Source organism: Corallococcus macrosporus (assembly GCF_017302985.1).
Taxonomy (GTDB): domain Bacteria; phylum Myxococcota; class Myxococcia; order Myxococcales; family Myxococcaceae; genus Corallococcus; species Corallococcus macrosporus_A.
The window spans coordinates 25192-37462 of the sequence record NZ_JAFIMU010000017.1 but is presented as its reverse complement, the minus strand read 5'-3'; the positions used below and the strand labels follow the sequence as shown (position 1 = coordinate 37462).

Annotated in this window: 11 protein-coding genes; 4 read left to right on the top strand and 7 right to left on the bottom strand. The window is 71.6% G+C overall.

The window, feature by feature from the left end:
* The first annotated feature begins 35 nt into the window (after positions 1–35).
* The gene (locus tag JYK02_RS36535; protein WP_207057586.1) at positions 36–3185 is read left to right on the top strand and encodes an ABC transporter substrate-binding protein; all 3150 of its coding nucleotides are present in this window, start codon (positions 36–38) and stop codon (positions 3183–3185) included.
* On the opposite strand, the gene JYK02_RS36530 is transcribed toward JYK02_RS36535, so the two are convergent.
* From JYK02_RS36530 to JYK02_RS36500, 7 genes are all read right to left on the bottom strand, one after another.
* Positions 3182–5380, bottom strand: a complete 2199-nt coding sequence (locus tag JYK02_RS36530) for a hypothetical protein (protein ID WP_207057585.1) — start codon at positions 5378–5380, stop codon at positions 3182–3184. The two genes, JYK02_RS36535 and JYK02_RS36530, sit on opposite strands and share 4 nt — an antisense overlap.
* Before the next feature lie 92 nt (positions 5381–5472).
* Positions 5473–6096 (bottom strand): DedA family protein, encoded by a 624-nt coding sequence (locus JYK02_RS36525; protein WP_207057584.1) that lies wholly within the window; start codon positions 6094–6096, stop codon positions 5473–5475.
* A gap of 126 nt (positions 6097–6222) precedes the next feature.
* Entirely contained in the window at positions 6223–6984 is a 762-nt protein-coding gene (locus JYK02_RS36520; RefSeq protein WP_207057583.1) for an SDR family oxidoreductase, read from the bottom strand.
* A gap of 177 nt (positions 6985–7161) precedes the next feature.
* The gene (locus JYK02_RS36515) at positions 7162–8232 is read right to left on the bottom strand and encodes a radical SAM protein (protein WP_207057582.1); all 1071 of its coding nucleotides are present in this window, start codon (positions 8230–8232) and stop codon (positions 7162–7164) included.
* Positions 8229–8468 carry an anti-sigma factor family protein gene (locus JYK02_RS36510; RefSeq protein ID WP_207057581.1) on the bottom strand — a complete coding sequence of 80 codons (240 nt, stop codon included), beginning with the start codon at positions 8466–8468 and terminating at the stop codon, positions 8229–8231. Before JYK02_RS36510 ends, JYK02_RS36515 begins: the two co-directional genes overlap by 4 nt.
* Before the next feature lie 65 nt (positions 8469–8533).
* Positions 8534–9163, bottom strand: a complete 630-nt coding sequence (locus JYK02_RS36505; RefSeq protein WP_120524966.1) for an RNA polymerase sigma factor — start codon at positions 9161–9163, stop codon at positions 8534–8536.
* Between the two features lie 35 nt (positions 9164–9198).
* On the bottom strand, positions 9199–9783 hold the full coding sequence (locus JYK02_RS36500; RefSeq protein WP_207057580.1) for a DNA-3-methyladenine glycosylase: 585 nt from the start codon (positions 9781–9783) through the stop codon (positions 9199–9201).
* Positions 9784–9897: 114 nt separating this feature from the next.
* Here JYK02_RS36500 and JYK02_RS36495 point away from each other — a divergent pair, with 114 nt between their 5' ends.
* The 3 genes from JYK02_RS36495 to JYK02_RS36490 all read left to right on the top strand — a co-directional run bounded on the left by JYK02_RS36495 (position 9898) and on the right by JYK02_RS36490 (position 12238).
* Positions 9898–10308 carry a hypothetical protein gene (locus JYK02_RS36495; protein ID WP_207057579.1) on the top strand — a complete coding sequence of 137 codons (411 nt, stop codon included), beginning with the start codon at positions 9898–9900 and terminating at the stop codon, positions 10306–10308.
* Between the two features lie 77 nt (positions 10309–10385).
* The gene (locus JYK02_RS40645) at positions 10386–10511 is read left to right on the top strand and encodes a hypothetical protein (protein WP_277991512.1); all 126 of its coding nucleotides are present in this window, start codon (positions 10386–10388) and stop codon (positions 10509–10511) included.
* A 173-nt stretch (positions 10512–10684) separates the two neighbouring features.
* Positions 10685–12238: a 4-alpha-glucanotransferase gene (locus JYK02_RS36490; RefSeq protein WP_207057578.1), complete on the top strand. Its 1554-nt coding sequence runs from the start codon at positions 10685–10687 to the stop codon at positions 12236–12238.
* Positions 12239–12271: the final 33 nt, after the last annotated feature.

The following is a 12271-nucleotide window of genomic DNA, read 5'->3' as shown; positions in this document are numbered from 1 at the left end:
GGCGCGAGAAGGCGGGATAGCGTCCACCCCCGTCCATGGGCGCCAAACGGTACCTTTTCTCGTTCGGGGTGGCGGCGGCCCTGGTCTCGGCCATCCTGCTGGGCCTGCTGCTGCGGTGGGTGACAGGCCAGCCGGATGACGCGGCCGGGTGGGCGGTGCTGCTGGTCGGCGTGCCGCTGCTCTGGCTCATCGGCAGCTATCTGGCGTGGTTCCGTTTCGCGGCGATGCGCCGGCGTGAGCGGCGCGACCTGATGTCCCGGCTGGCGGAGGGCGACCTCACCACGCCCATCCACACGGGCTTCGAGGGCCAGGAGGACCTGCGCCGCCTCATCCTGTCCCTGCGCCGCGCGCTGTCCCAGGTGCAGCGCGTGACGAGCAACCTGCACCGCACCGGCAACGGCGTGAGCGGGCAGGCCCGCATGCTGCTGGAGGCCGCGCGCCGTCAGGGCGGCGCCGTGGAGCGCACGCTCTCCGCGGTGGGCGGCAACGGCACCAGCCTCCAGGTGGCCATCAAGCGCGTGCAGCACATTGAAACCTTCGCGCACGAGACGACGGGCGCGCTGCTGGAGATGACCGAGCGGCTGCACCAGGTGGTGGACGGCCTGGAGACCGTCAACGACTTCAGCCAGCGCACCAGCGGCCTCACCCAGGCGATGACGGAGCGGCTCACGCACATCGCCGCGTCGGGTGACGAGCTGGGCCGCTTCGCGTCGGAGGCGGAGGACTTCGTCGCGCTGGTGGAGGGCGGCATCTACGCCGTGCGCCGCCGCGCCATGGAGACCAACAGCATGGCCGTCGCCGTCACCACCACCGCCCAGCGCGGCGAGGCCCTGGTGGGCGACAGCGTGCAGGGCATGTACCGGGTGGAGGAGACGGTGCGCAAGGCGGCCGAGCTGATGGAGATGCTCGGCACGCGGTCGCTGGAGATTGGCCGCATCGTGGACGTCATCCAGGAGATCGCCGACCAGACGAACCTCCTGGCCCTCAACGCCGCCATCATCGCCGCGCAGGCGGGCGAGCACGGCCGCCCCTTCGGCGTGGTGGCCAACGAGATCCGCAGCCTCGCCGAGCGCACCACGCGCTCCACGCGCGAGATTGGCACCATGGTGACGGGCATCCGCGACGCGGTGGAGACCGCCGTGGCGCTGGTGCAGGAGGGGCGCGAGCAGGCCACCGCGGGCGTGGCCCTGGGCGACCGCGCCTCCGAGTCCCTGGCCGAAATCCGCGCCATCACCCAGCGCACCTTCGCCGCCGTGGAGGCCACGGTGATGGAGACGCAGCAACTGGAGGCGCAGGGCGCCACCGTCGTGGAGGCCAGCAAGCGCGTGGCCCAGCGCGTGGAGGACATCACGCGCATGGCCATCGAGCAGTCCGGCAACGCGCGGGACCTGGTGCGCCAGATTCAAGAGATGTCGCGCGTGGGCCAGAGCGCCGGCCAGAAGGCGGAGGCCCAGGCGCGCACCGGCCGCGACCTGTCCGAGGCCGTGATGCGGCTGAGCGCGGCCATCGAGGAGCTGCGCGCCGCGCACCAGGTGCTCAGCCGGGGCGACGCGTCCATCCGCGAAGAGGTGGCCCAGGTGCGCGAGGACGCGCGCCGGGTCATCCGCATCGGTGACGAGCTGGACCGCACGGTCGACCAGCTGAGCCACGAGACGGTGAGCCTGGAGGCGGAGGTGTTCCGCTTCCAGCTGCCCCGGGCGCGGACGGGCGGCACGCTGCGGGTGGGGTTGCACCAGGCGGGCTCGCTGCGCGCGCGGCAGTCGGTGGATCCGCTGTTCAGCGTCGAGAACCAGATGGCGGAGCTGACGGCGTGCCTCTTCTCCTGCCTCGTGCGGCTGGAGGACGGCGTGCTGGTGCCCGACCTGGCCGAGCGCTGGGACGCGGACCCTTCCGCGCGCCGCTACCGCTTCTACCTGCGCCGGGGCGTCACCTTCCACGACGGCAGCCTGCTCTCCGCCCAGGACGTGAAGCGTCACCTGGAGCGGCTGATGGACCCGGCGCTGCGCTCGCCGGACCGCAGCCTGCTGGAGGACGTGGAGGGCGCGCGCGAGTACTCCAGCGGCCTGGCGCGCGAGGTGACGGGCATCGAGGTCCTGGACGAGGGCACGCTGGAGATCCGCCTGCGCGAGCCCAAGGCGTTCTTCCTCCAGCTCATGGCGCTGACGGCCACGGCGGTGGGGAAGCTGGACGCGGCGGGGAAGCTGGTGGGCACCGGGCCGTTCCGCGTCGTCGGCCTGCAGCCGGACCGGATGGTGCTGGAGCGCAACGCCACCTACTGGCGCGGCGGGGTGCCGCTGCTGGACCGGCTGGAGTTCGTCATGACGGACACGCGGGCCCAGGCGGTGCGGCAGCTCTTGGACGGGCAGGTGGACCTCGTGTCGTTCCTGCATGTGGAGCACACGGAGGCCAAGGGGCTGGAGGCGCACCAGGTGGTGACCAGCACCACGCCGTCCACGGCGTTCCTGGGGCTCAACCTGAACGAGGCGCCGTACAACGACGTGCGCGTGCGGCGGGCGCTGCGCGCGGGCATGGACATCTCGGCCGTGGTGGCGCAGTTCCACCCGGGGGCCCGGGTGGCGCGCACGTTCACGCCGCCGGAGCTGCTGGATGGGGACCAGGAGCTGGGGCCCGCGCCGGTGCCGGACCTGACGCTGGCGGAGCGGCTGTTGCGCGAGGCGGGCGTGCGGCGGTTGCAGCTCACCCTGCACCACCCGGTGGGCCGCGACACGTCCACGGAGGACGCGGTGCTCTTCCGGCCGCTCATCCAAGCGGGGCTGCTGGAGCTGCGGCATGAACAGATGAGCCCGGAGGAGTACCTGCCGCGCCTGCGCGAGGGGAAGGTCCCGGCGTTCCGCACGCTGTGGCTGGCGGACTTCCCGGACCCCGACGCGTTCCTGCACTTCCTGCTCAACTCGAGCGCGCAGACGGTGTACCCGATGGGCTACCGCAACCCGGAGCTGGACCGGATCACCGCCGAGGCGCGCGTGTCCATCGACCCGGAGCTGCGCTCGCAGCTCTACAAGCGCGCGGAGCTGCTGGCGCGCGAGGACTGCCCGCTCATCCCGCTGTACCACGACCGCACGCACGCGGCGGCGGCGCCCTCCGTGCAGAACCTGCGGCTGCATCAGACGCCGCCGCAGGTGCGCTTCGAGGACCTCTGGGTGGATCCGGCGGTCAGCGGCTAGGGCCCGGCGCGGCGCGTCCCACCGGGGCCGCCGTTGCGCTGCGGCCAGCCCTGGGATTCGGCGAACCCGCCGACGGGATAGGACTCCAGCAGCCAGACGCCGTCGCGGCGCAGGGCCACGTGCAGCAGGCTCCCCGCGAACACCGCGCCCGCGACCTCCACGCGGCCCGGCAGGGAGCACTGGTTGACCTTGTTGCCGAAGGCGATCCATTCCAGCCACGCCTGACGCTGGCCGTTCGGAAGCACCGCGTCCGCGAGCACGCCCACGGTGCTTCGCTCCAGCAGCGCGGCCTCATGGAAGGTGCCAGGAAGCAGCGGCGAGGGCAGCACGTCCACCTCCGAGAGGACGCCGCCATCGTCCGAGCTGAACGAGCGCAGCACGGTGCGCAGCTCCGCGTCGACGCAGGGAGTGCCGTCGGTGCGCTCGCACGAGCGCGCGAACGCATGACCGACCGTGCCACTGGGAGACATCAGCACGGGCTCGGCCAGGGGTGTCAGCGTGCGCGAGCCCGCGTCCCAATCCAACGCGGTGAGCACGCCCCCATCCGTGTCCACGAAGGCCCGCGTGCCCACGAGCAACCGTCCCGGCGCGAGCGCCAGTGACGGTGCCCCACCCGGAACACCGGGCCCGATGGACTCAAGGCTCAGCGACGCGACCCCGCCGTCCTCGATTGCTTCACTCAAGTACGGACCCAACCGCGAAACGGCGGTCCCAGCGTCCGTGCCCACTTCGGGCAGTGACCAGTCCGTGAAGGCCAGCCGTCCATCCCACGGCGTGTAGAGGTACGCGCCGCGCGTGTCGTCCACGGCGAGCCTTGCCACGCCACCTCCGTCCTCCTCCGGTCCCATCGCCAGCGGTGCTCCCGCGTCCGCGCTCAGCAACACGAGCCGGGAGCGCAGCGGCTCCGTGCCCGCGTCGCCGGTCCACGTGACGTACGTCAGCACGTCCCCTTCCTTCGTGAGCGCCACCCTGCCCGCTCCCGTGCCGGGCACTCCCTCCGGGGTTCCTCCATCCTGCGCCGCATCGGCGAAGGCCAGCGACGTGCGCCAGCGCAGCTCACCCAGGCCTCGGGGCGCGTATGCCTCCAGGACCTCCGGTGCCAGCACCACCACGCCCGCGTCCGAGGCCGCGAGCAACGTCCTCGCGCCCCCGTCCTCATAGGGCGACGCGTAGCGCAGCAGTCCGCTCTCCGTGTACGCGACGAGCCGACAGCCCGCGTCCTCACCGCACACCGAGGCGTAGACCGTCCCGTCGTCCACCAGCAGCACCGGCCCTCCGTCCTCCGCGACGGGCGCGCCCCCCAGCTCCGCGCTGAAGACGGACTCCAGGTCTCCCGCGTCCGGGCGCAGGCACTCGCCCGCGCTGCACTTGCCCTCGTCCTGGCAGGGCGTGGCCGGCGAGCAGACGAAGCCGTCCGGCGGCGTCACGGTCCGGCACGTGCCGCTGAAGCAGACCCGCGCCGCCTTGCAGCTCACCGCGCCGCAGGGGCTGAAGTCCGCCACGTCCACCTCCTTGCAGCCCTCGTTGCGGTCGCACACGCCCACCTTGCACGGGTCGCTCGACTGCGGGCACGTCACGCGCTCCGTCACGCAGCCCTGCGTCGGAGAACAGCTGTCCACCGTGCACGGGTTGTCGTCATCACACGTGCGCGGCTGCCCCACGCAGACACCCGCCTGACAGCGGCCGTTCTCCTGGCAGCGGCTGCCCGGGATGCACGACGCTCCGTCCGCCTGCGGCGATTCGATGCACTGGCCGGACGCCAGGTCGAAGCGCGAGTCTCGGCACTCGCCCGTCGGCACGCATGGCTGCGGACGGACGCCCACGCCGATGAGCTTCACCTTCGCGGTGGTGCGCCCCGAGGTGAGCACCAGCTCGCCCTCCACCGGCGTGTTGCCCGCGGAGAACAGGACGTCCACCGTGCCCGTGCCGCTGCCCTCGACGACAATCTGGGACACCACCACGAAGAAGGGCGCGTCCGTCACCGCCTCCACCGTGACGCCCGCGCGGCCGGTGGCCACCAGCGTCAGCGAGCCGCGCATCTGGGTGCCCTCCAGCACCCGGCCGAAGTCCATGACCTCTTCCTGCGGCCGGAAGCTGGCGCTCGCACTGCCCACGTTGGGGTCGTCGCCGCAGCGGCACCCTCCCACCAGAACGAGCAACGCGAGCAGCCACCAGTGTGCACGGGCGCGGAACATCCCCCGACTCAACCGCGCCACCCCGGGCCCGCGCAACGTGCGCGCGGCTCCGGCAGGCATTCCCCGCACATTTACCGGCCCGGATGGGCCCGCTACGGTTCCACGGCCGACTCACGCCGCCGCGTCAGCGCCCGCACGCCAAAGGCCAGCGCCGCCACCACGAGCAGCCCGATGACCGCGTACTGGTAGCGCGACACCAGCACCGTCAGCCGCTCCAGGTTGCCGCCCACCGCCATGCCCAGCGCCAGGATGAGGCCGCTGTGCGCCAGCGCGGACACCGCCCCCAGCACCAGCGCGTTGAAGCGAGGCACGCGCGCCGCTCCCGCCGCGATGAAGATGACGCCCCGGATGCCCGGCAGGAACCGGTTCACCAGCAGCAGCCACGGCCCCGCGTGCCGCATCCGCGTCTGCACCTGCACCAGCCGCGCGTGCGTGAGGCCGAAGAAGGAGCGGTTCGGATTCGCCTCGAAGCGCTTCGCCAGCCACTGCCCCACCGCGTAGTTGATGAACGCGCCCAGCACGCTGCCCGCCGTCACCACCGCGAGCACGAGCCACCAGGGCTTCTCCCCGCGCACGGCGTAGATGCCGCCCATCAACACGATGGTGTCCCCGGGGAACGGAGGCACGACGTACTCCAGCATCGCCGCCACGCCGAGCACCAGGAACCCGAACGGCCCCAGCGTCCCGATCAGCTTGTCGACGTGCTCGATCCACATCCGCGCGGTGCCCTCCAGGCCCGAAAGCGTCTCGCGCGAGACTTAAGTCGCCTCCCCGCCCGGCGGAACCCGGGAACCGCACGTCCGCGCGACGGTGAACACGCGCGGCCCCGGGTCCCCGGCCCCTCAGACGAGCGACAAGCCTCCATCGACCGTGAAGACGCTCCCGGTGACGAAGGACGCCTCCCCGCTCGCGAGGAACACGGCCGCGTGGGCGATCTCCTCCGGGTCCGCGACTCGCTGGAGCGCATGCAGCCGCGCGGCGGCGGAGCGCTGCTCCCCGGACGCGTTCCAGCTCCGGAACATGGGCGTATCCGCGCCGCCGGAGACGAGCACGTTCGCGCGGATGCCCTGCGGGGCGTACTCGGCCGCGACGGTGCGCGTGAGCCCGATGAGCCCCGTCTTCGCCGCCGCGTACCCGGACGTGCCGGGCATCGCCTTCGTGTACCCGACGAAGGTCCCGACGTTGATGACGCTCCCCCCACCCGACTTCAACATCGCGCCCACCTCATGCTTCGTCGACAGGAACGCGCTCACCAGATACCCGTCGATCCACTCCCGGAAGCACGCCGTGTCCAACGCGTGCGTGGGCCCACCGCCGAACGAGCCTCCCGCCGCGTTCACGCCCACGTCCAGCCGCCCGAACGTCTCCAGCGTGAAGCGGACCAGCGCCTCGACGTCGCCCTCCTTCGTCACGTCCGCGGCGTGGGCCACCACCCGCCCGCCCTTCCCTTCGGCCAGACGCACCGTCTCCTCGAGCGGCTCCATGCGCCTGCCAGCCACCACCACCCGCGCGCCCTCCCGGGACAACGCCAGCGCGGTCGCCCGCCCAATCCCTGAACCCGCCCCCGTCACCAGGGCGACCTTCCCTTCCAATCGATGCGTCATCCGACGGCTCTCCCGGACACTGGCCCGTGCATGAGGTCGCGCCCGCGCAGGCCATTCGCCGCGGCGCACGGTCCTCGTAGCGCCGCGAGCCCAGGGCCCGCGCTCCGGTTCTTGCCGTCGAATCGAGAAGCCGCGAGCGCCGCCGGGCACGAAGCCCAGGCCGGCGAAGAGCGGACGTCAGGCCTGCCGGGGCGAGGCCGCGGGCGTCGGCAGCACCGTGCCGCCGTACTGGCTCGCCGCCAGCGTGCCGCACGCGGCGCCAATCTCCTTGCCGCCCGAATAGCGCCGCGCGATGGGCGCCTTGAGAATCTGGAGGTGGTCGCGGAAAGCGCTCAACTCCTCCGCCGTGGGCGGCAGGTACTTGCCCGTCGGATCCGTCACGTCGATGAGGTCCACCTTGATGGGGATGCCCTCGAACGCCGCCTTCAGCGCCTCCGCGTCCTCGCGCCCCAGGTTGAAGCCCTGGATGGCCACGTAGGCGATCATCGCCCGCTCGCGCCGCGCCTCGCTGTACTCGCGGATGGCCTGGATCAGCTCCGGCAGCGGGTGCGTCTTCTCGATGGGGAGCACCTTCGCGCGCTTCTCCGGGATGGCGCTCGTCACGCTGAACGCCAGCCGGAACGGGTGCCCTTCCTTCGTGTAGCGGCGAATGGCGGGCACGTGCCCCGCCGTGGAGAACGTGATGGCCGTGCCGGAGATGGAGAACCCGGCCGGGTGCGAGAGGATCTGCGCCGCGCGGACCGTCTCCTTGTAGTTGAGCAGCGGCTCGCCCATCCCCATGAAGACCACGCCGCCCACGCGCCGGTCCGCCTCCGCGCGCACCTGCATCACCTGATCCAAAATCTCCCAGGTCTGGAGGTTGCGCTGGAAGCCCAGCTTGCCCGTCATGCAGAAGTCGCACGCCAGCGCACAGCCCACCTGGCTGGACACACAGACGACGTACTTCTCGTCGAAGATGGGGATGCGCACCGCCTCGATGCGGCCGCCCAGCGGCGACTCGAAGAGGTACTTCACGAAGCCGTCCTCGGCCTGGCGCCGCTCGACGATCTTGAGGGACGGCAGCTCCGCCTGGGCGCGGAGCAGGTCCGCGACACGGCGCGGCACCTGGGGCGCCAGCGCGATGGCGTCCACCGTGGGACGGGCGTGGGCGAAGACGCCCGCGAACACCTTGCGCACCGCGGTCGCGGACGGCTGGGCCGGCGCGAGCGCCGCTTCCAGCTCCGGCAGCGACAGTTGTTTCAGGTTCACGAGCAGGACTTGATCTTCGAGCGCAGGAACTCGGTCAGCTTCGCCGACACCTCCCGGGGCATCTTCAGCGCCATGGCGCGCTTGCAGATGCCGGGAGTGGCCCGATAGGTGCTGAGGAATTCCTCGCAGGGCTTGCAGCCCGACAGGTGCTCCTGCAGGTGCCGCGCCTCCTCCTCGGGCATCTCGCCTTCGAGGAACTCCAGCAGGAGGTTGATGGAATCTTTGCAGGTATACATCCGAACCTCGGCTGACTGCGGCTCCCCTCGTTCCAGTTCGAAGATGCCGAGACGCCCTGGGGGTTTCACACCCCGCGATTGTCCCGGTTGTAGAACAGGTCGATGGCTTCTCGCAGCGCGAGCCGCGCCCGGTGCAGGCGGCTCTTGATGGCGGGGATGGAGTCCCCGGTCACTTCTGCGATTTGTTCGTAGCTGAGGCCGTCCACGTCTTTCAAGAGGAAGACCTCCCGGTAGCCCTCCGGCAACCGGTCGGCCGCCTGCTGGATTGCCTGCCCCAGCTCCGCGTCCAGCGCCTTCTCCTCCGCGTCCCGGCTCCAGTCCGTGACGGGGTAGTCCGCCAGGGTGCCCCGCTCGGTGAACTCGGGGGCCTGGAGCTCGGACTCGGCCGCCTGGGCCACCCGGCGGTGGCGCAGGCGCATGAGCGCGTGGTTCGCCGCGATGCGGTGCACCCAGGACCCGAAGGCCGCCTCGCCCCGGAAGTCCTTCAGGTGCTGGTAGGCGGAAAGGAAGGTGTCCTGGGTGATTTCCGCCGCGTCCGCCTCGGAACGCGTCATCCGAAGGGCCAGGCCGTACACCCGGTCCTGATGCAGGCCGACGAGGGCCTCGAAGGCGGAGACGTCACCGTCCTGGGCTCGTGCCAGGAGCCGCCGGTCCTCTTCCTGCCGGTCTTCTTCCTGGGAGGCCTCTTGGGACATGGCGTTTTCCACCCAACCAGCCGGAACGTTCCGCGTCAAGGCCGACGGCGAGGCCGCCGGGAGACGAAGCGGCTGACGTGTCCACTGTCCCGGTCCCACAACCGGAAGGGTTCAGCGGCCCACGCCCCGGCGTACTCCACGCCAATGCGGGGGCCCCGCTCCACCCGAGCATCCGGCACCGGCGTCCCCGGCAAGAGGTGCAGCCCGTCCGAGTCCAGCGGGAGGTCGTTGTGGTGGAGGTTCAGCCCCAGCACCCGGCACAGCCGCCCGGGCCCGTCCGTCCGCTCACCGGGCGGGATGCCCTCCACCGGCTCCACGCCCCGCACCAGCACCGCCGCGGCCACCCCGGGCGCGTCCGTCACCACGTTGAAGCAGTGGTGCATTCCGTAGATGAGGTAGACGTAGGAGCGCCCCGCCGGCCCGAACATCACCTCCGTCCGGGGCGTGCGCCCCTTGGACGAGTGACACGCCAGGTCGTGTTCGCCCAGGTAGGCCTCCACCTCCACGATGCGGCCCACGCGCCGGCCCTTCACCCCGTCCACCACCAGCAGGGTGCCCAGGAGGTCGCGCGCCACCTCCAGGGTGGGACGGGCGTAGAAGGACAGGGGAAGTCGTTTCATGGGTGCGGAGCGTGACCGGGGCCGAAGCCACCCACGACGCCAGGGAGGCTTGTCCGGGCGCGAAAGATGATGGCAGACGACCTCATGCACAACCCAATGAATGGGCTTCCCCTCTTGCGCCGTGCCCCGTTCGCCCTGGTGCTGTCGCTCGCGGTCCTGGGAGGGTGCGGGAGCGGGAGCGAGGCTGGCGGCGTCACCGGTCACATGCGGGTGCGGCATGGCGACGTCTGGGAAGAATTCCCCGCGTCGGCGCTCGGCCAGGTCCGCCCCCAGGAGATCCGGGACTCCGGGTTCGACCTCGACCTCGGCCCGGTCTTCAGCTTCTGCAATTCGGAGGAACTGTCGGCGGAGCACCCGGAGGCCTCGCGGGGCCTCTGCACCTACGTGGACATCGAGCCCTTCGCGAGGGGGCGCGGGCCCGCGGAGTACGCCATCGACGGAGCAGCCCATGTCCCGGGCCTGCGCTATCGGGGACCCATGACGGCGTCTACTTCGAGTCCGGCCCTGGACACTCGCAGGGGCTGAAGGCGGCCTGGCTCCAGTCCTTCTGCGCGGCCGGGGACGCCCAGAGGACCGCCATCCAGCAGGTCTCCGGCCGGCTCGTGCTGGAGGAGAATTCGGAGGACCGGCTCCGGGGTCACCTGGAGCTGACGGTCCAGGGGCAGACGGGCGGCACCTGCTCGGGCGATGCCGCCGAGGTGAACCTGGACTTCGACTTCCGGGACTGAAGCCGCCGTGCGCCCGGGAGCCAGGCGCGCGTGCGCTTCGTCAACCACTGAGCGCTCGGATGGGCCCGGAGTCCAATGCCACCGTCGTCCCCAAACGGCGGACAGGCAGGCGTGTGTGCACCGCGTCGCGACAGCAGTTCACACCGGCCCGGCGCTGGGGCAGATTGCGCCGCATGTCCACTCCTGGCCGGCTTTCCGGTCTCCTGCTTCCCCTGTTCTCCCTTCGCTCGCGGACAGACTTCGGCATTGGCGACTTCGGCGCCATGGACGGCCTGTTCTCCTGGATGAAGGCCGCGCGTCAGCGCCTGCTGATGGTGCTGCCCCTGCTGCCCACCGCGCCCGGTGACCCCAGCCCCTACGCCACGCGGTCCGCGTTCGGTCTGAACCCGCTCTTCATCGACCTGAACGGGGTGCCGGAGTTCCAGGCCACCGGCGGCGAGGGCGCGCTCAGCGACGCGCAGAAGCAGCAGCTGGCGGAGGCCCGGGGCGCGCCGCGCGTGCGCTACGACCTGGTGTTCCCGCTCAAGGACGCCGCGTTCGCGCGCGCCTTCGACCACTTCGAGAAGCACGAGTGGACCCCGCGCACGCCGCGCGCCCAGGAGTTCCAGAAGTGGCGCGAGGCGCAGGGCGAGTGGCTGGAGAGCTACGCCCTCTTCACCGCCATCAGCGAGAAGGAGGACCGCCGTCCCTGGTGGCAGTGGCCCGAAGGGCTGCGCACCCGCCAGCCGGAGGCGCTGCGCGCCGTCCAGGCCCAGGGGCTGGAGCGCCGCGTGCGCTACCACGCGTGGCTCCAGTGGCTGGCGGAGGTCCAGTGGAACCAGGTCCGCGCGCAGGCCAAGGCGAAGGACGTGCTGCTGTGCGGTGACGAGCCCTTCATCATCGGGCAGGACAGCTCCGACTGCTGGGCCCACCCGGACATCCTGCGCCGCGACGCGCGCCTGGGCGTGCCGCCGGACGACTTCTCCGCCACGGGCCAGGACTGGGGCCTGCCCTACTTCGACTTCGCCGCGATGGAGAAGGACGACTACGCGTGGCTGAAGAAGCGCGCGGCCAAGGCGGCCAGCTACTACGACCTGCGCCGCGTGGACCACGCGGTGGGCTACTTCCGCCAGTGGATCCGCGACGAGAAGAACCCCACCGGCTACTTCGTCCCCGCGGACGAGCCCACCTGGCGCCGCCAGGGTGAGAAGCACTTCCGCCTGCTGTCGGAGGGCGCGGGCATCGTCGCCGAGGACCTGGGCGTGATTCCCCCGTTCGTGCGGCAGATCCTCGCGGACCTGAAGCTGCCCGGCTACCGCGTGCTGCGCTGGGAGCGCGACGACAACACGTACCGCGACCCGCACGGCTTCCCCGCCGTGTCGCTGGTCACCACCGGCACGCACGACACGGAGCCGCAGGCGGAGTGGTGGGAGCAGGCGCAGGAGCACGAGCGCCAGAACGCCGCGCGCGTGTGGCCGGAGTTCCAGGGCGTCGCCGTGACGCGCGAGTTCACCCCGGACATCCACCGCGCCACGCTGGCCGCGGCGCTCAACGCGGGCTCGGACCTGTGCGTGCTGCCGTGGCAGGACGTGCTGGGCACGCGCGACCGCATCAACCTGCCCGGCACCATGGGCGACGCGAACTGGGCCTACCGCATCGCGCAGAACACGGACGCGCTCCTGACGGAGCCGCAGACGAAGGACGCGGCGGAGCGCCTGGCGTGGCTCACCGCCTCGTCGCGCCGCTGAGCTGAAAGAAGACCGTCACCGCCCCGGGGCCGC